This is a genomic window from Micromonospora terminaliae (assembly GCF_009671205.1).
Taxonomy (GTDB): Bacteria; Actinomycetota; Actinomycetes; order Mycobacteriales; family Micromonosporaceae; genus Micromonospora; species Micromonospora terminaliae.
Genome location: NZ_CP045309.1, coordinates 687887 through 704670 on the forward strand (window position 1 = coordinate 687887; position 16784 = coordinate 704670).

The 16784-nt window shown below is 72.7% G+C and carries 20 protein-coding genes; 6 read left to right on the forward strand and 14 right to left on the reverse strand.

The window, feature by feature from the left end; genetic code table 11:
* Positions 1-14: 14 nt before the first annotated feature.
* The gene (locus GCE86_RS03195; RefSeq protein WP_154225514.1) at positions 15-737 is read left to right on the forward strand and encodes a VOC family protein; all 723 of its coding nucleotides are present in this window, start codon (positions 15-17) and stop codon (positions 735-737) included.
* A 109-nt stretch (positions 738-846) separates the two neighbouring features.
* On the opposite strand, the gene GCE86_RS03200 is transcribed toward GCE86_RS03195, so the two are convergent.
* The 3 genes from GCE86_RS03200 to GCE86_RS03210 are packed head-to-tail and all read right to left on the reverse strand — an operon-like array spanning position 847 to position 2350.
* Positions 847-1251, reverse strand: a complete 405-nt coding sequence (locus tag GCE86_RS03200; protein ID WP_154225515.1) for an arsenate reductase ArsC — start codon at positions 1249-1251, stop codon at positions 847-849.
* Entirely contained in the window at positions 1248-1985 is a 738-nt protein-coding gene (locus GCE86_RS03205; RefSeq protein ID WP_154225516.1) for an aquaporin, read from the reverse strand. Before GCE86_RS03205 ends, GCE86_RS03200 begins: the two co-directional genes overlap by 4 nt.
* The gene (locus GCE86_RS03210) at positions 1982-2350 is read right to left on the reverse strand and encodes an ArsR/SmtB family transcription factor (protein WP_154225517.1); all 369 of its coding nucleotides are present in this window, start codon (positions 2348-2350) and stop codon (positions 1982-1984) included. The genes GCE86_RS03205 and GCE86_RS03210 overlap by 4 nt, the downstream gene beginning before the upstream one ends.
* Before the next feature lie 82 nt (positions 2351-2432).
* Here GCE86_RS03210 and GCE86_RS03215 point away from each other — a divergent pair, with 82 nt between their 5' ends.
* Entirely contained in the window at positions 2433-2891 is a 459-nt protein-coding gene (locus GCE86_RS03215; RefSeq protein WP_154225518.1) for an ArsI/CadI family heavy metal resistance metalloenzyme, read from the forward strand.
* 81 nt (positions 2892-2972) lie between these two features.
* Here the strand turns inward: GCE86_RS03215 and GCE86_RS03220 are convergent, their stop codons facing one another.
* From GCE86_RS03220 to GCE86_RS03270, 11 genes are all read right to left on the reverse strand, one after another.
* Positions 2973-4001 (reverse strand): alcohol dehydrogenase catalytic domain-containing protein, encoded by a 1029-nt coding sequence (locus tag GCE86_RS03220; protein WP_154225519.1) that lies wholly within the window; start codon positions 3999-4001, stop codon positions 2973-2975.
* Positions 3988-4638 carry a GntR family transcriptional regulator gene (locus GCE86_RS03225; protein ID WP_154225520.1) on the reverse strand — a complete coding sequence of 217 codons (651 nt, stop codon included), beginning with the start codon at positions 4636-4638 and terminating at the stop codon, positions 3988-3990. The genes GCE86_RS03220 and GCE86_RS03225 overlap by 14 nt, the downstream gene beginning before the upstream one ends.
* On the reverse strand, positions 4635-5495 hold the full coding sequence (locus GCE86_RS03230) for a 2-deoxy-5-keto-D-gluconate 6-phosphate aldolase domain-containing protein (RefSeq protein ID WP_167537023.1): 861 nt from the start codon (positions 5493-5495) through the stop codon (positions 4635-4637). Before GCE86_RS03230 ends, GCE86_RS03225 begins: the two co-directional genes overlap by 4 nt.
* Complete coding sequence (locus GCE86_RS03235) at positions 5492-6481, reverse strand: alcohol dehydrogenase catalytic domain-containing protein (protein ID WP_239543459.1); 990 nt, start codon at positions 6479-6481, stop codon at positions 5492-5494. The genes GCE86_RS03230 and GCE86_RS03235 overlap by 4 nt, the downstream gene beginning before the upstream one ends.
* Positions 6482-6486: 5 nt before the next feature.
* A complete protein-coding gene (locus tag GCE86_RS03240) occupies positions 6487-7302 on the reverse strand; it encodes a carbohydrate ABC transporter permease (protein ID WP_154225523.1) in 816 nt (271 codons plus the stop codon).
* Positions 7299-8252, reverse strand: a complete 954-nt coding sequence (locus tag GCE86_RS03245) for a carbohydrate ABC transporter permease (protein WP_154225524.1) — start codon at positions 8250-8252, stop codon at positions 7299-7301. The genes GCE86_RS03240 and GCE86_RS03245 overlap by 4 nt, the downstream gene beginning before the upstream one ends.
* Before the next feature lie 4 nt (positions 8253-8256).
* Complete coding sequence (locus tag GCE86_RS03250; RefSeq protein WP_154225525.1) at positions 8257-9552, reverse strand: ABC transporter substrate-binding protein; 1296 nt, start codon at positions 9550-9552, stop codon at positions 8257-8259.
* Between the two features lie 12 nt (positions 9553-9564).
* Positions 9565-10668 (reverse strand): diphosphate--fructose-6-phosphate 1-phosphotransferase, encoded by a 1104-nt coding sequence (locus tag GCE86_RS03255; RefSeq protein WP_239543457.1) that lies wholly within the window; start codon positions 10666-10668, stop codon positions 9565-9567.
* A gap of 2 nt (positions 10669-10670) precedes the next feature.
* Positions 10671-12122, reverse strand: a complete 1452-nt coding sequence (locus tag GCE86_RS03260) for an aldehyde dehydrogenase family protein (protein WP_163636972.1) — start codon at positions 12120-12122, stop codon at positions 10671-10673.
* Positions 12119-13285 (reverse strand): mandelate racemase/muconate lactonizing enzyme family protein, encoded by a 1167-nt coding sequence (locus GCE86_RS03265; RefSeq protein ID WP_154225528.1) that lies wholly within the window; start codon positions 13283-13285, stop codon positions 12119-12121. The genes GCE86_RS03260 and GCE86_RS03265 overlap by 4 nt, the downstream gene beginning before the upstream one ends.
* A 187-nt stretch (positions 13286-13472) precedes the next feature.
* Positions 13473-14255: a DeoR/GlpR family DNA-binding transcription regulator gene (locus GCE86_RS03270; protein WP_154225529.1), complete on the reverse strand. Its 783-nt coding sequence runs from the start codon at positions 14253-14255 to the stop codon at positions 13473-13475.
* A 124-nt stretch (positions 14256-14379) separates the two neighbouring features.
* Between GCE86_RS03270 and GCE86_RS03275 the strand changes: the two genes are divergently transcribed.
* From GCE86_RS03275 to GCE86_RS03290, 4 genes are read left to right on the forward strand one after another with little or no spacing between them, the layout of a single operon-like run.
* Positions 14380-15246, forward strand: coding sequence for a hypothetical protein (locus GCE86_RS03275; RefSeq protein ID WP_280116435.1), 867 nt, complete (start codon positions 14380-14382; stop codon positions 15244-15246).
* 1 nt (position 15247) lies between these two features.
* Positions 15248-15973: a sulfite exporter TauE/SafE family protein gene (locus GCE86_RS03280; protein ID WP_154225530.1), complete on the forward strand. Its 726-nt coding sequence runs from the start codon at positions 15248-15250 to the stop codon at positions 15971-15973.
* Entirely contained in the window at positions 15967-16338 is a 372-nt protein-coding gene (locus tag GCE86_RS03285; protein ID WP_154225531.1) for a YidH family protein, read from the forward strand. Before GCE86_RS03280 ends, GCE86_RS03285 begins: the two co-directional genes overlap by 7 nt.
* Positions 16335-16679: a DUF202 domain-containing protein gene (locus GCE86_RS03290; protein ID WP_163636970.1), complete on the forward strand. Its 345-nt coding sequence runs from the start codon at positions 16335-16337 to the stop codon at positions 16677-16679. The genes GCE86_RS03285 and GCE86_RS03290 overlap by 4 nt, the downstream gene beginning before the upstream one ends.
* The last annotated feature ends 105 nt before the right edge of the window (positions 16680-16784 follow it).

The following is a 16784-nucleotide window of genomic DNA, read 5'->3' on the forward strand; positions in this document are numbered from 1 at the left end:
GAGATGAGCAGCACATGACCTGTCAACTGTTCGCCGTGAGCTTCGACGCGATCGACCCCGCGCGTCTCGCCCGGTTCTGGTCCGGGCTCCTCGGCCGGGAGCTGGCCGACGATCCGGAGGACGGCTTCGTGCTGCTGCCCGCCGAGGGCACGGGGTTCCGGATCCGCTTCCTGCCGACGCAGCGACCGAAGGTCGGCCAGAACCGGGCGCACTTCGACCTGACCAGCACGTCGCTGGAGGACCAGCAGCGGACGGTGGCCCGGGCGCTCGAACTCGGCGGACGGCACATCGACGTCGGCCAGGATCCGGACGACGACCACGTGGTGCTCGCCGACCCGGAGGGCAACGAGTTCTGCGTCGTCGGTCCGGACAACCGGTTCCTCGCCGGCTGCGGGGTCGTCGGCGCGGTGTCCTGCGACGGTTCGCAGGCGGTCGGCTACTTCTGGAGCGAGGCGCTGGAGTGGCCGCTGGTCTGGGACCAGGACGAGGAGACCGCGATCCAGTCACCGCTCGGCGGCTCGAAGGTCAGCTGGGGTGGCCCGCCCTTCATGCCGATCACCGGCAAGCAGCGACTGCACTTCGACCTGGCGCCGCCGGCCGGCGGGGACCAGCAGGCCGAGGTGGACCGGCTGGTCGCCCTCGGCGCGAAGCGGATCGACATCGGCCAGGGCGACGTCGGCTGGGTGGTGCTGGCCGACCCCGACGGCAACGAGTTCTGTGTGCTGACGCCCCGATAGCGCGGCCGTCGTCCACGAAGCGGCCAACCACCTGCGAGAACCGCCGTTTCGGGCGAAGGCCCCGGGTCGCCGCCGCCGGTCGTCCCGCTGCTCGGCGGCCACCGGCCGCTCAGCGCCGCTGGAGGCCCCCGACGAGTTCCTCGACCCGGGCGCGGATGTCGTCGCGGACCCGACGGACCACCTCGAGGGGCTGCCCGGCGGGATCCGTGAGCGACCAGTCCTCGTACCGCTTGCCGGGGAAGACGGGGCAGGCGTCGCCGCAGCCCATGGTGACGATGACGTCGCTGGCTTCGGCGGTGTCCCAGGTGAGCCGGGCCGGGGTCGCGTCGGTGATGTCGATGCCGACCTCGCGCATGGCCTCGACGGCCACGGGGTTGATCCGGTCGGCGGGTTCGCTGCCCGCGGAGCGGACCTCGACGGCGTCGCCAGCGAGGTGGCGAAGCCAGCCGGCGGCCATCTGGGAGCGGCCGGCGTTGTGGACGCACACGAACAGCACGCTGGGCTTGTCACTCATCGGGCTTCGATCTCCTTGATCCGGTGGGGCACGACCACCGCGTCGCCGGCCTGCCCGGAGCCGGGGTACCAGGCGGCGAGCGCGGCGACGGCGACCAGGCCGCCGATGAGCTGGGCGGCCACGAAGCCGGGCACCGAGGCGGGGGCGATGCCGGCGAACGTGTCGGTGACGGCCCGACCGATCGTGACGGCGGGGTTGGCGAACGAGGTGGAGGACGTGAACCAGTAGGCGGCGCCGATGTAGGCGCCCACCGCCGCCGGGGCGGCGGAGGTGCGGCCGGAACGGGCCAGCGCGAAGATCAGGACGACCAGGCCCGCGGTGGCGACCACCTCGGCCAGCCACAGGTTCCCCCCGGACCGCTCGGTGCGGGACCAGGCCGCGGCGGGCACTCCGAACATCAGGTCGGCCAGGACCGCCCCGCTGATCGCGCCGCCGGCCTGCGCGACGGTGTAGGCGGCCAGGTCCCGGGCGGGCAGGCCGGTGCCGGCGCGGCGGCCGAGCCACCAGTCGACGGCGGACACGACGGGGTTGAGGTGCGCGCCGGACACGGGGCCGAAGGTGAGGATCAGCGCGCCCAGCGCCAGGGCTGTGGCGATCGCGTTCTCCAGGAGCTGGAGGCCGGCGTCGCCGGGGGAGAGCCGGGTGGCGGCGATCCCCGAGCCGACCACGGCCGCGACCAGCAGGGCGGTGCCGGCGAACTCCGCCGAGGCCCGCCGGGCCAGGGCGAGGCTCACGCGCCGGCGGCCGGAGCGGCGGAGACGTCCAGCAGCGCGCCGAGCTGGCGGAACGCTTCCGGCTTCACGCGGTACCAGACCCACGTGCCCCGCCGCTCCGAGTCGACCAGGCCGGCTTCCCGCAGCACCTTGAGGTGGTGGGAGATGGTCGGCCCGGACAGGTCGAACGCCGGAGTCAGGTCGCAGACGCACATCTCCGGCACCGACGCGATCATCGACATCAGCCGCAGCCGGACCGGGTCCCCGAGGGCCTTGAACAGCGGCGCGACGGCGGCCGCCTGCTCGGGGTCCATGGGGCTGGCCGCGATCGGGGAGCAGCAGGCGACCGCGTTCACATCCACCACCGGCAGCTCTTGTTTCGACATGCCTCTAGCTTGACAGACTTCAAAACAGGGTGCAACGTGGGGCCTGCTTCGAAAAACATCTAGACAAGCAGGAGGAACGACCATGTCCCGTGTCCAGCTCGCCCTTCGCGTGTCCGACCTCGAAGGCTCCGTGGCCTTCTACGCGAAGCTGTTCGGTGTCGAGCCGGCCAAGCGCCGCCCCGGCTATGCCAACTTCGCCGTCGAGAACCCGCCGCTGAAGCTCGTGCTCCTCGAAGGTGCGGCCGGCCAGCCCACCGTCATGGACCACCTCGGCGTCGAGGTGTCCGACACCGCCGAGGTCACCGCCGCCACCCGGCGCCTCACCGACGCCGGCCTCGTCACGCTGGAGGAGAACGACACCGAGTGCTGCTACGCCCTCCAGGACAAGGTCTGGGTGCGCGGCCCCGGCAACGAACCCTGGGAGGTCTACACCGTCAAGGCCGACTCTCCCCAGCTGGAGAAGGCCACCGAGAGTGCCTGCTGCACCCCGGCCGCCGAGAAGGAGCCGGCCACCAGCGCGGCCGCGTCGAGCTGCTGCTGACCGCCGGCGCCCGGGCGCCCGCCGCCCGTCGGGGCGGCGGGCGCGCGGGTCACCCCGTCCGGATCCCGGTGCCGTAATCGATCAGGCCTGTGCGGCGGGAATGCCGTGCGGGGCGACGAACACCTTGTCGGCCGTGCCCGCCCGCTGCGCCTCCAGGGCCTCCGGCAGCTGGTCCAAGCCGTAGAACGCCGGCCGCAGGCGGTCCAGGCCGAGGGTCGGCAGCATCTGCACCGCGCGGTGATGGGTGTACGGGTTGATGACCGCACCGACGAGCGTGAGCTCCCGCGCGAAGATCTCGTTGGGGCGTACCCGCGCCTCGTCGTCGGGCCGGGCCACCCCGAAGACGAGGATCCGGCCGCCCCGCGACGCCACGGTGATGGCCGACTCCAGGATCCGGCCGGAGCCGACCGCGTCGATCACGTGCGGGAAGCCGAGCCCGTCGGTCAGCGCCACGGCCTCGTCCAGCGACGCCGGGTCGAGGGCGGCGTCGGCGCCCATGCGCAGGGCGGCCGCCCGCCGGTCGGCGCGCGGGTCCAGCACCACGACCGGCGCGAGGCCGCGGGCCTTGGCGAGGGCCACCATCATGGCCCCGGCCGGCCCGGCGCCGAAGATGAGGATCGGCAGCCCGGAGCGCGGGTTGAGCTGGTCCATGCCGTGCAGGCAGCAGGCGAGCGGCTCGGTCAGCGCCCCGATCCACGGCGGCGTGCCGGCCGGCAGCCGGTACGCGATCCGGGCCGGCACCACCATCCGCTCGGTCATGCCGCCGTCGAGTTTCACGCCGTACCCCCGCTTGCCGTCGCAGAGGTGCTCCTGGCCGAGGCGGCAGTACGTGCACCGGGTGCAGTAGTCGTGGGGTTCGACGGTGACCAGATCGCCCACGGTGAGGCCGTCGACCGCCGCACCCACCTCGGTGATCCGGCCGCACACCTCGTGGCCGAGCACGACCTGCGGCGCGGCGGCGAAACTACCGGCGACGATGTGGCTGTCCGTGCCGCAGACGCCGACCGCGAGCGGTGCGATGGCCACCTCCAGCGGGCCGAGTGGCGCCGGCTCGGACCGGAGCAACCGGACGTCGCCGGTGCCGAAGAAGCGGGCCTCAGTCAGCAGCACGCAGCAACTCCTTCAGTCGTCGGATGTGGGCCCGCGCGGCCTCCTCGGCGGCCTCCGCGTCACCGGAGCCGATGGCCTCGAAGATGGCCTGGTGGTCGTGGACGGCCTGCACCATGCCACCGGTCAGGCTGGTGGAGCGCATCGCCACGAGAACCCGGCTCTGGACGCTGTCGAGCATCCGGGCGAGCACCGGGCTCTGCGCCGCCTGCCGGATCTCCCGGTGGAACGCCGCGTCCAGCTCGATGTGGCGGGCGAAGTCGCCCTGTTCCGCGACGGTGCGGTGCTCGGTGAGCAGCGCGAGCAGGCTGCGCCGCAGCGATCCGTCGTACTTCTCCGTCGCCAGCCGGGCCACCGCTCCCTCCAGGACCTCGCGCGCCTCGTAGAGGCTCACCAGTTCCGCCCGGGAGATGCGGGCGACCTCGGCGCCGCGGTTCATCGTCTCGGCGACCAGGTTCTCCTGCACGAGGCGGATCACCGCGTCCCGGACGGGGCTGCGGCTGACGTGGAACTCCTCGGCGAGGGCCGGGACGCTCAACCGCGAGCCCGGCCGCAGCTCGCCGGAGATGATCCGGTCGCGGAGCGTCTTGTAAAGCACCTCACCGACGCGCTGGGTGTCGGCCTGAAGAGAGCTGGTCACTGGAGGAACGTCCCTGCGAAGTGGCGGTAGTTGGCAGCGACCGCCGCGATCGCCTCGGGCCGCGTCAGGTCGCCGGCCAGAAGTCCGCGGAGCGAGTCCCACCAGATGCTACGACCGATGGCGAAGCCCGTGAACCCGTTGGCCCCGGCGTCGGCGAGCCAACCGTCGAGTGTGGCCCGCGGGGCGTTCGCGCCCAGCAGGATGCACTCGCCGCCGGTCTGGGCGGCGAGGTCGGCGGCCGTCCAGTAGTGCTCCGGCGCCCCGAGGTGCTCCAGCTTCCAGACATCGACCGGCACCTCCTCGACGATCTCCGCCATCGCCCGGTGGATGAGCCCCGGCCGCACCTCGTTGTCGAAGACGTCGCTCGGGATGCTCCGCTGCGCCGGCGTCGGCGGCACCAGCAGCTCGAAGAGGAACCGGCCGCCGGCATCGCGCACCGCCTGCGAGACCTTGGCCAACCGCGACCGCTGCTCACGGTTGTCCGCCGCCGAACCCTCGACGTTGTAGCGGACCAGCACCTTGGGGAACTCGGGACGGAAGTGGGCGAGGAACCCCGGCAGGTCGGCCGGTTCGGTCTCGTACACGTCGCAGCCGCCGCGCTCGACCGGCATGCTCAGCGCCACCCGGTGGGCCCGGGCCCGCTCGGGCACGCCCGCGCCGAGCTGGTCGTCGACCAGGATGCCGGCGTGCGCGGCCAGGCGCGGCTCGGCGTCGAGGGCGGCGAGCAGTCCTTCGAGGACCATGTGCTTGCCGTCGGTGACCGCGGCGCGCTCGGCGGGCAGCGCGGTGGTGGTGTGCCCGTAGAGGGCCTGGGTGAGCCAGGGACGCTGGTCCACGGCGAGGATCAACAGGCTCATCGGGTTACCTCCGACACGGAATGGGCGTCCGCCGACACGATGCAGGGCTTGACGTAGTCGCCGGCCACGAAGCGGGCGAACGCCTCGGGCAGCTCGGGCAGGGTGAGGGGCTTGACGATCAGGTCGCGCAGAGACGCGCCCATGACGCGCAGCAGGTCCCAGTTCGCCTCGACCTCGTTCACTGGGAAATAGAAGGACCGGACGGTGTAGCAGTCGGTCCGCCGCCAGCGCGGCGTGGCGGGCATGGTGTACGGCTCGTTCGACTCGCCGAGTGCGACGACGGTGCCGCCGGGCCGGACCACCCGCTGTGCCGTCTCCCGGGCCGCGTTCGCGCCGCTGACCTCGACGACCATGTCGTAGAGGTTTTCGGCGGACAGGTCACCGGCCGGCGTCGCGCCGAGCGCCGCCGCGGCGTCGAGGCGGGCGGGATTGGGGTCGAAGGCGTCCACGGCGATCCCCATGGCCCGGGCGACGGCGACGACACCGAGGCCGAGCGGCCCGGCGCCGACGACCAGCGCGCGGTCCACCGAGTCCTGGGTACGCAGGGCCAGCCGCAGGGCGTGCGCGGCGGTGCCGACCGTGTCGAGCCCGAGGACCGCGACCGACAGCGGGATGTCGTCCGGCACCGGCAGGACGCACCGCGCCGGGACGTCCACGTGCTCGGCGAAACCGCCGTCCCGCTGCCAGCCGACGAGCTGCGACAGGTGCAGGCACTGGTTCGTGCGGCCGGCGGCGCAGCGCACACACGTGCCGCAGAAGACCGGGATGTAGACGATGCCGCGCGTACCCTCGGGCAGCGCGCCGCCGACGACCGTGCCCCCGATCTCGTGCCCCGGCACGACGGTCGACCCGCTCTGCAACAGCCGCTTGTCCGACCCGCAGAGCGCGCAGACGTCGACCCGCAGGCGCACGTCGCCCTCGGCGACGTCGCCGAGCGTGACCTTCTCAAAGGTGATCTCCCCATTGCCCTGGAAGCGGGCCCGCATGGACGTCACTTGACGGCTCCTCCGGTGATGCCGCGCACCAGCCAGCGCTGCGCGAAGACCGTCAGCAGCAGGGCGGGCGCGGAGATGAGCGTGCTCGCGGCCATCAGACCGCCGAAGTCGTTGGAACCCTGGCCGATGAAGTTGAACGCGATGACGGTCAGCGGCAGCGTCCGCTCGTTCGCCAGGGCCAGCGCGAACAGGAAGTAGTTCCAGCTGAAGATGAAGCTGAGCGTCAGCGCCACCGACAGCCCGGGCAGGGCCAGCGGCAGGGCGATCCGGCGGAACCGCTGCCAGGCGTTCGCGCCGTCGATCAGCGTCGACTCCTCGATGCTGATCGGGATCTCCTCGAAGAACGGCACCAGCAGCCAGATGCACAGCGGCAGCGTGATGATGAGGTGCGCGACGATCAGCAGCGTGTAGTTGAGCGCGACGCTGTCCGGGCCGCCGACGCGGATCGAGAGCACGAACAGCGGCAGCACGAACAGCACGCCGGGGGCCATGCGGGCCAGCAGCGTGACGAAGCCCAGCGCGGCCAGCTTGCGGCGCACGATCACGTACGCGGCGGGCGCGCCGAGGACGAGCCCGAGGATGGTCGAGCCGCCGGCCACGATGAAGCTGTTGGCGATGTAGCGGCCGAACGCGAAGCGCTCGAAGAGGTTGGTGAAGTTCTCCAGCGTCAGCGGCGACCCGATGTCGAACAGCGAGCCGGTGATGTCGACGTTGTTGCGCAGCGACGACCAGAGCATGAAGAGCACCGGGCCGAAGAAGACGACCGCGAAGACGAGATACGCGGCATAGACGCCGCCGAGTCGCTTGGTCATCGCGCGGCCCGCTGCCGGAACCAGGTGAACGCACCCGCGATCCCGATCACCAGCACGAGCAGGGCGATCTGGAGGGCCGCCGCGTAGCTCGGCTCGTGGTCGACGAAGCCGGCGTTGTAGCCGTACACGTTGAGGGTGTTCGTGGAGTTCACCGGACCCCCCTGGGTCATGATGTAGATCGTGTCGAAGAAGCGCACGAGGTCGACGGTGCGCAGCAGCATCGCGACGGTGAGCACCGGGCGCAGGAGCGGCAGGCCGATGTTCCAGGCCGTGCGCCAACCGCTCGCGCCGTCGATCGCAGCGGCCTCGAACGGCTCCTCGGGCAGCGACCGGATCCCGGCCGAGATGATCAGGGCCATGAACGGGGTCCACTGCCAGATGTCGACCAGGGCGATGGACCAGGGCGCGATGTCCGGGTCGCCGAGCCACACCACCGGATCGATGCCGACCTTGGTGAGGATCTGGTTGGCGGCGCCGAGCGACGGGTCCATGATCAGCAGCCACACCAGGCCGACCGCCACCGACGCCGTGATCGCCGGGACCAGCATCATGCCCTGGAAGATCCGCCGGCCGGGCACGTCGAGGCTCATCACGTACCCGAGGGCCAGACCGAGGACGGTCTCCACCAGCAGGCAGACCACGAAGAGGAACAGCGTGATCTTCAGCGAGTTCCAGAACTCCGGGTTGCCGAACATCTCGGCGTAGTTGGCGAACCCGAGGAAACCCGCGTTCGTCCCGTCGGACTGCCGGTCGCTGACCGAGAGCCAGATCGTGTACGCCACCGGCACCAGCACGAGCACGGCCGTGACCAGCACGGCCGGCAGCGCGAACGGCCACACGCCCCGGGCGGTCGGGTCGACCCGGCGGCGACGCCGGGGCGGCGCCTCCGCCTCCGGATCCGCCGTGGCGGATCCGGAGGCGGCGGGCCGCTTCGTCATCAGGTCGCTCATGGCTTTATCCGGCGTTCTTCGCCAGCAGCGGGGTCAGGCCGTCCTGGATCTCCTTGGCCGCGGCCTCGGCGTCCGCCTGGCCGAGGATCACCTTGCCGACCGCGTCCCCGACGACCTTGCGCATCTCGGGGGCGGAGACGCCGACCGGACCGACCTCGGTGGAGCCGTTGGTCTGCACGTTGGCGAGCGCCTGGCTCCACTGCTTCAGCGTGTCGGTGTTCAACGTGTCGGTGTACGCCTTGTCCTGCGCCACCGAGGTGCGCGGCGGCGCGATGCCACCCTCGGTCAGCTTGAGCTGGGTGGCCTTGCCGGTCGCCCACTCGATGAACTTCCAGGCCGCGTCCTTGTGCTTCGAGTAGGAGGACATGGCGATGCCCCAGTTCAGGACCGTCGACTTCGAGCCCGCCGAGCCGGCCGGGAAGTCCAGGACGCCGATCTTGCCGACCACCTTCGAGGTCTTCGGGTCGTTGATGCTGCTGATCTCGTTGCTGGACTCCAGCTCCATGGCCGCGTTGCCGGCCGCGAAGAGCGCGGAGGACTGGGTGAAGGTGTTGTTGACGACGCCGGGCGGGCCGTAGTCCTTGGCGAGGGTCGCGTACCGGTTGATCGCGTCGACGGCGCCCGGCGTGTCGAAGTTCGGGGTGCCGTCCGGCTTGGTCCACTCCACGCCCTGGGAGTGCAGGAACGGACCGAAGGTGAACGGCAGGGCGGCGGACAGCCCGCGCAGCGCGATCGGGGTGACCTTGCCACCGGACTTCTGCTTGATCGCGGCGGCGACCGTGGGCAGCTCGTCGAGGGTCTTCGGCGGCGTGATGCCGTACTTCTCGAACAGGTCCGTGCGGTAGTAGAGGACGACACCCTCGACGTTCACCGGGGCGGCGATCATCTTGTCCTGGATCGTCATGCCCGTCTTGACCGCGGCCGGGAAGTCGGCGGCGTCGTACGCGGCGGACTTGCTCAGGTAGTCGTCCAGCGGCGCGTAGTAGCCGGCCTTGCTGAACTGGAGGCCCTCGCGCGACGGCAGCGTCATGAAGACGTCCATCGACGAGCTGCGCGACTGGAGGGTCAGCGAGATCTTGTCGCGGGCCTGCTGCTCGGCGAAGGTCTGCACCTTCACCTTGACGCCCGAGGCCTTCTCGAACTCAGGGAGCAGCGGCTCGATGGCCTTCTGCCACGGGTGGTTGGACATGACGAGGGAGATCTCGTTGGCGCTGCCGCCCGAGTCGCCACCGCCGCAGCCGGCGGCGAGCCCGCCGACGAGGGCGAGGGCGAACCCGGCGCTCAAGAACCTGTGTCGCATCTTCTATGCCTTTCAGTTCTGACCGAGGAGTGGGGAGAGCCAGTCGTGGAAGTCGCCGAGATCGGCGGGGTCGGTGGTGCGCCAGTTCGGGGGTACGGGCCGGGTCCGGCCGGCCACCTCCGCGAGCGGCACCGGGTCGTAGACGGTCTGACCGCCGTCGCGGTGCAGGCCCACCATCAGTCCGGTGGCGCGGTCGGCCAGCAGCTTCGCCGCGTGCCGTCCGGCCTCCGCGGCCTCGGCCCGGTCGACGTCGCTGGCGAGCGCGCCGCTGCTGCGCTGCACCATGCCGAGCACCTCGCCGCGGGCGGCGACGCCGAGCTCGGTGCTCACCAGCCCGGCGAGCGCCCGGGAGACCCCGCCGAGGATGATCCGCGTGTGGTTGACGGCCTCGAACGGGTCGTCCGTCATCTCGCTCGCCGCGCCCTCGCTGACGACCACGAACGCCCGGCCGTGGGCGTGCAGGGCGTCCTGCACGGCGGCGAGGAACGCCGCCCGGTCGAAGGCGAGTTCGGGGATCAGCACCAGGTGCGGCGCGTGCGCCGGGTCGTCGCGGTGCCGGGTCGCGGCGAGGGCCAGCCAGCCCACCGAGCGGCCGAGGGTCTCCACGATGCGGACCGGCTCGATACCGGCCATCGCCGCGTGGTCCCGGGCCAGGTCCGGGACGACCGTCGCGAGGTAGCGCGCGGCGGAGCCGTACCCGGGACAGTGGTCGATACCGACCAGGTCGTTGTCCACGGTCTTCGGGATGCCGACGACGCTCAGCTCGCGCCCGGTCGCGGCGGCGCGCTCGCCGAGGGCGTGCAGCAGCGCCATCGTCCCGTTGCCGCCGATCAGCGCCACGCCCTCGATCCCGTTGGCGGCCAGCACGTCGAGGGCGGTGTCCAGGTCCGCCTCCGTGACCGCGCGCCGGCCGGCGCCGAGCCAGGATCCGCCGTGCCGGGTCGCGGCGGCCGGTACGTCCGCGGCGGTGACCGGGGTGAGCCGGCCCTCGACCAGGCCGTCCGGGCCGCCCCGCAGCGCCAGCACGTCGTGATCCGCCGCCGCCTCCAGGAAGCCGCGGAGGCTGGCGTTGACGACGCTGGTCGGTGCGCCGGTCTGTCCGATGAGCAGGCGCATCGTCACCCCTGCGCCTTCGCGCCGACGGACAGGAAGGTCTGGAAGGCCTCCAGGCCGGGGCGGCCGCCCTCGTACCCGAGGCCCGAGTCCCGCACGCCGCCGAACGGGATCCACGGCGTGTTCGGGGTGCCCGTGTTGATGCCGACGATCCCGGCGGAGAGGCGGTCGGCCACGGCGTGGGCGCGGTCGAGATCCGCGCCGCACACGTAGCCGGCCAGGCCGTACCCGGTGGCCTGGTGCAGGGCCAGCGCGTCGTCGAGGTCGTCGTAGACGTGGATCGGCGCGATCGGCCCGAAGATCTCCTCGGTCAGCACCCGGCTGTCGGCGGGCGCGTCCAGCAGCACGGTCGCCGGGGCGAAGTGACCCTTCTCCGGGGCGGCGCCGCTCGTGACCTTCTTCGCGCCCCTGCTCACCGCCTCCTCGACGAGCGCGGCCATCCGGGCCGGGTCACCGGCCGGGGCGAGGGGACCGAGGTCGGTGGCCGGGTCCGTGGGGAGGCCGACGACCATCTTCTCGGTCGCCGCGACGAACGCCTCGGTGAACTCGGCCGCCACCTCCCGGGCCACGAAGATCTGATTGGCGGCGATGCAGGACTGGCCGTTGTTGCGGTACTTCGCCACCAGCAGCGTCTGCGCGGCCGCCTGCGGGTCCGCGTCGGGCAGCACGAGGAAGGGCGCGCAACCACCGAGCTCCATCACCGTGCGCAGGAAGCGCGGCGCCGCGGCCGCGGCCACCAGCCGGCCCACCCGCGTCGACCCCGTGAAGGAGACGACCCCGACGCTCCGGTCGGCGAGCCACGGGTCGACGACGTCGGTGGGCGTGCCGAGCACCGCCGACAGGACCCCGGCGGGCACGTGGCGCTCGACGACCGCGGTCAGCACCATCGACGACAGCGGCGCCAGCTCGGAGGGCTTGAACAGCACGGGACACCCCGCCGCCAGCGCCGGCGCGATCTTCCGCGCCGGGATGGAGACCGGGAAGTTCCAGGGGGTCAGGACCGCGGCGACACCGGCGGGCCGCGCGGTCACGCGGTGACCGATCCCGGGTACGACGGAGAGCTGCTCGGCCTCCTGCCGATCCAGCAGGTCGGCCATGATCCGGAAGTAGGCGACGGTCAGCCCCAGCTCGGCCGCCGACTCGGCGAGCCGCTTGCCGGTCTCCCGGGTGATGAGCGCGGGCCACTCGGGCGCCGCCGCGAGCGCCTCGACGTCCGCGGCGATGGCCCGCAGGGCCGCCGACCGTGCGTCGCGCGGCGTGCCCGCCCAGACCGGCAGGGCCCGCTGCGCCAGGCCGAGGGCCGCCTCCGCGTCGGCGCCGTTTCCCGTGCTGACCTCGGTGAACGGCTCGCCGGTGGACGGGTCGAGCACCGCGAGCCGCGGTCCGCCCGCCACCCGGCCGGCCACGCGCACGCCGGTGGTGGCCGAGAGGATGTCGTTGACGATGGGGTCGGTCACGGTAGCTGCTCCTCGTACGCGTCGAGCTGGTCCTGGTCGAGATCGATGCCGAATCCGGGCCCGTCCGGCACGCGGACGGTGCCGTGGGCGGTGAGCAGGCCGTCGGCGGCCTGCCGCAGCGGGTTGGAGCGGATGTCCCACTCGATGAGCTGGGTCGCGGGTGAGATCGCGCCGGCCTGGACGGTCACGGCGGTGGCGACCGCACCGTTGTAGAGGTGCGGGTTCACGGTCCGACCGGCTGCAGTCGCGGCGGCCAGCACCTCCAGGAACTCGGTGACGCCGCCGACCTTGCCGAGGTCGGGCTGCAGGATCTCGACCGCGTCCAGGTAGGGCTCGAACGCCGCGGCGCCGTAGAGGTTCTCCCCGGTAGCCAATGGCATCCCGGTTCGGTGGCTCAGCTCGGCCAGTTCGCCGGGGCGGTCGCCGGCCAGCGGCTCCTCGACCCACGCGACGCCGAGGTCGGCCAACGCGGGAACCATCTCCAGCGCCTCGGTCAGCCGCCAGGCCTGGTTGGCGTCGGCGAAGACCTGCACCTGGTCGCCGAGGATCCGCCGGGCGGTTCCAACGTTGGTGAGATCGGTGTCCGCGCCGAACCCGACCTTGACCTTGACCGCGGTGAGCCCGAGCGCGGCGCAGCGGTAGGCGACGTCGGCGACCCCGGTTGGTCCGAGGCTGGAGCCGTACACCGGCAGCTCCGTGCGGGGGGCGGCGCTGAGGAGCCGGGCCAGGCTCGTGCCGGCGTGGCGGGCGGCGAGGTCCCACAGCGCCATGTCGACACCGCTGATCGCCTGGTGGACCGGGCCGGGGGCGCCCCACTGGCGGCCCAGCGGCACCAGCTCCGCGAGCAGCGCCCGCTGGGCGGTGGCCGGGTCGGGGAAGCAGCGGCCGATCAGGAGCGGCGCGACGCCGTCCTGGATGGTGGCGATCCGCTCGCGCCACGCCCAGGCCGGGTAGTTCGCCCAGCTCTCGCCGACGCCGACCGAACCGTCGGCCAGCTCGACCTCGACCAGGATCATCACGCGGTGGGTGAGCGGCGCGAAGGACATGGCGATCTGCTCGGTGGGGCGGGCCCGGAAGACCCGGCACCGCACGTCCGTCACCGCGGCGTCCGGCAGCGTGACCGTGCGGGTCTCCGCGGCAGGGGGTGCGGCCTTGAGGTGCATGTGCCTTCTCTCACGTCGACGAGATCTGCATGCAGTGTTGAACGCATTTCACCGAGACGTCAAGACCACGAAACAAGAAAGACGGCGAGTTGAGACGGCGCGAAAGGTGCTTATGCCTCACCCGGGCAGGTTCGAGGGCGGGAGTCCGCTGTATTGCGGGCGGTTCCCGAGCGGGGGTTGAGTCGACCTACGCGGTGACGACGCGGGTGCCCGTGCGGCGCGCGGCCGCGGCCACCGCGTCGGGCAGCGGACCGTCGACGACCAGCGTGTCGATGCGGTCGAACCCGCACACCTGGACCGGGGCCGTCGCCGTCAGCTTGCTCGCGTCGACGAGCAGCACGACCTCGTCGGCGATGTCCATGAGCGCGTGCTTGGCGCTCAGCTCGACCTCGGAGCGCACGTACGCGCCCCGCTCGTCGACCGCGCTCGCGCCCAGGAAGAGCAGGCGCACGCGCATGCGCCGGACTAGGTCCAGGGCGGCGAAGCCCACCATCGCCTGGTTGTCGTGCAGCAGCTCGCCGCCGATCCCGATGACCCGTGACCTGGGCCGGGACAGCATGTGGGCCAGTACGGGAACGGAATGGGTGATCACGCAGCCGTCGAAGTCCTCAGGCAGCGCGTGAGCCACCTCGGCCGTGGTCGTGCCACTGTCGACGCCGATCGTGTCCCCGGGCTGGACCAGGCGGGCCGCGGCGGCGCCGATCGCCCGCTTGGCGCCGGCGTGGCTGAGCGCGCGGGACGCGTAGCCGGGGCCGCCGACGCCGCCCGGCGGGAGGCTTACGCCGCCGTGCACCAGCAGGACCTCGCCGCTCTCGGCGAGGCGCCGCAGGTCGCGGCGGATCGTCATCTGGGAGACGCCGAGCTGGGCGCTGATGTCGGCAACCGAGAGGAAGCCGGCCCGGCGGAGCGCGGCCATGATGTGCGTCCGCCGCTGCGGGGCGCCGTCGTAGCGCATGGCTTCCACTGACACGTCGGTAGTCTAGCCCTTGTTCTCCTACTAACAGGGGATGGTAGTTTTCTAACATCTTTTGATCTCAGCGCCTCAACGTCGCCGACTGCGGCGGCGGACCGGCCGCTCCCGCGTTGGAGGAACAGTGACCGCCGACCCCTCGATCCTCGCCCGCCCGTCGGGCGGCTACGCCATGCTCGCCGTCGACCAGCGCGAGGCCCTGCGGGCCATGTTCGCCGCGCGCCAGCCGGAGCCGGTGACCGACGCGCAGCTGACCGCCTTCAAGGTGGACGCGGCACGGGCGCTCAGCCCGTACGCGTCCGCGATCCTCGTCGACAAGCAGTTCGGCTGGGACGCCGTGGTCGCGGAGAACGCGGTCGACCCGTCGTGCGCCCTGATCGCGGCGGCCGACGCGTTCACCCCGAGCGCCACCGAGTTCGTCGCCGACGTGGCGATCGACCCGGACGTCGACCCCGTGACCGTGCGCAAGGAGGGCGCGAAGGCCCTCAAGCTCCTGGTGCTCTACCGGCCGGACGAGGCCCCGGAACCGCGGATCGCCCTGGTCACCGACTTCGTCGCCCGCTGCCGCGAGGCGGGGCTGGTGAGCATCATCGAGCCCGTGTCCCGTGGCCCGCGCGACGGGGGCGCGTACGACCACGAGGCGGGAATCCATGCGGCGGCCCGCGAGCTGGGCGACCTCGGCGCCGACCTCTACAAGTCGGAGGTGCCGACCCACGGCAAGGGCACACCGGACGAGATCACCGCCGGGTGCGCCGCGCTGTCGTCGGTGATCAGCAGCCCGTGGGTGGTGCTGTCCTCCGGCGTACCGGCGGAGGTGTTCCCCGACGCCGTGCGGCTCGCCTGCCGGGCCGGCGCCTCGGGCTTCCTCGCCGGCCGGGCCGTCTGGGCCTCGGTGGTCGGCAGCCCGACCATGGCCGACGACCTGCGCACGATCTCGGTCGACCGGCTGCGCCGCCTCGCCGACGTGGTTGACGACGCCGTGTCGCGCTGACATGGCCCCCGTCGGCGACCTGCTCGCGGTCGGCGCGGTCGCGCTGGGCGCCACCATGCAGCGGGCGACCGGCCTGGGCTTCGCCCTGGTCGCCGCCCCGTTCCTGGTGGTGATCCTCGGCCCCTTCTCGGGGGTGACGCTGGCCAACCTGCTCTCCGCCGTGATCAACCTGATCGTGCTGTGCGTGACCGCGCGGGCGCTGCAGCGCCGCGTGGCCGTCCAGATGATCGCCGGTGTGGTCCTGGCCCTGCCGTTGGGCGTCTGGGTGGTCCGGGAGCTGCCGGGCCGGGTCCTGCTCGTCGGCATCGGCCTGATCACGGCGGGATCGGTGACGTGGGTGGCGGTGGGCCGGAGCATGCCGTTCCTCCGGCACCGCGGTGGGGCGGTGGCCTCCGGGTTCGCGTCCGGCTTCTTCAACACCACGGCTGGCACGGGCGGGCCGCCGCTCGCCGTCTACGCCGTCAGCACCGGCTGGGAGCACCGGAGCTTCGTCCCGACCGTCCAGCTCGTCGGCCTCGTGACGAACGTGCTGTCGCTCGCCGCGAAGGGCGCCCCGGTCCTGTCGTGGCGCCTGCTGCTGGCCTGCGGCGCGGCGATGCTGGCCGGGATCGGCGGCGGGCACTACCTGGAGCGGTGGTTGCCGGAGACCGCCACCCGGCGGTGGGTCCTGGCGCTCGCCCTCACGGGAAGCGTCATCGCGATCGGCAAGGGAGTGGCGGCATGGTGAGGCGCGACGTTCCGGCCCGGTGGCCGCGCCGCGTCTTCGGCCGGGGCAGCGACCCGGACCCGCGGTTCAGCCTGGCCAACGAGCGCACGTTCCTGGCGTGGATCCGCACGTCCCTGGCGCTCGTGGCCGCCGGCGTGGCGTTGGAGGCGGTGAACCTGCCGATGGTGCCCGGGATGCGCCGGGCGGCGGCGATCGTGCTGATCCTGCTCGGCGCCGCCGCACCGGCCCAGGCGTGGTTCGGCTGGACGCGCACCGAGATCGCCCTGCGCCTGGGCCGGAGCCTCCCGCCGCCGCTGCTGGTCGTGCCGGTCGGCGCGGGCCTCACGCTCGTCGCCGTCCTGCTCCTGCTGGGTCTCGTCCGGTGAACGCCCCCGGCTCGGCACGCCTGGACGACGGCGGCCTGCAGGTGGAGCGGACCGTGCTGGCGTGGCGGCGTACCGCGGCGGCCTTCGTCGTGGCGGCGGCCGCGGCCGGCCGCTTCCTCCTGCCGCACCACGGCGGATGGGTCTTCCTGGCCGCCACCCTCAGCGGGGCGACGGCCCTGGTCGTCGTCGCGGCGGCGCTGCGCCGGCGGCTCCCGTCCTCCGACGCCCCGGCCCCGCCGGGCTCGGCCCGCCCGTCCGGGCCCTGGCTGGCCGCGGTCACGCTCGCCACCGCGGCCGGCGGCCTCGGCGTGGCGGTCGCCGTCCTGCACGGAGCACCCTGACCCCCACCCGCTCGCCGGAGCCCGACGCCGAGATCACCCTCCGGAGTCCGTTTTGTCACCGGTGTATCGGGTAGTCGCGGCCTCTCATGGGGCCGTCCACCCGGT

Excerpts from the sequence above, each read along its gene's own strand:
- GCE86_RS03195 (WP_154225514.1), top strand. The coding sequence starts at position 15 with ATGACCTGTCAACTGTTCGCCGTGAGCTTCGACGCGATCGACCCCGCG.
- GCE86_RS03200 (WP_154225515.1), bottom strand. The coding sequence starts at position 1,251 with ATGAGTGACAAGCCCAGCGTGCTGTTCGTGTGCGTCCACAACGCCGGC.
- GCE86_RS03210 (WP_154225517.1), bottom strand. The coding sequence starts at position 2,350 with ATGTCGAAACAAGAGCTGCCGGTGGTGGATGTGAACGCGGTCGCCTGC.
- GCE86_RS03215 (WP_154225518.1), top strand. The coding sequence starts at position 2,433 with ATGTCCCGTGTCCAGCTCGCCCTTCGCGTGTCCGACCTCGAAGGCTCC.
- GCE86_RS03230 (WP_167537023.1), bottom strand. The coding sequence starts at position 5,495 with ATGAGCCTGTTGATCCTCGCCGTGGACCAGCGTCCCTGGCTCACCCAG.
- GCE86_RS03235 (WP_239543459.1), bottom strand. The coding sequence starts at position 6,481 with ATGCGGGCCCGCTTCCAGGGCAATGGGGAGATCACCTTTGAGAAGGTC.
- GCE86_RS03240 (WP_154225523.1), bottom strand. The coding sequence starts at position 7,302 with ATGACCAAGCGACTCGGCGGCGTCTATGCCGCGTATCTCGTCTTCGCG.
- GCE86_RS03245 (WP_154225524.1), bottom strand. The coding sequence starts at position 8,252 with ATGAGCGACCTGATGACGAAGCGGCCCGCCGCCTCCGGATCCGCCACG.
- GCE86_RS03250 (WP_154225525.1), bottom strand. The coding sequence starts at position 9,552 with ATGCGACACAGGTTCTTGAGCGCCGGGTTCGCCCTCGCCCTCGTCGGC.
- GCE86_RS03255 (WP_239543457.1), bottom strand. The coding sequence starts at position 10,668 with ATGCGCCTGCTCATCGGACAGACCGGCGCACCGACCAGCGTCGTCAAC.
- GCE86_RS03265 (WP_154225528.1), bottom strand. The coding sequence starts at position 13,285 with ATGCACCTCAAGGCCGCACCCCCTGCCGCGGAGACCCGCACGGTCACG.
- GCE86_RS03280 (WP_154225530.1), top strand. The coding sequence starts at position 15,248 with ATGGCCCCCGTCGGCGACCTGCTCGCGGTCGGCGCGGTCGCGCTGGGC.
- GCE86_RS03285 (WP_154225531.1), top strand. The coding sequence starts at position 15,967 with ATGGTGAGGCGCGACGTTCCGGCCCGGTGGCCGCGCCGCGTCTTCGGC.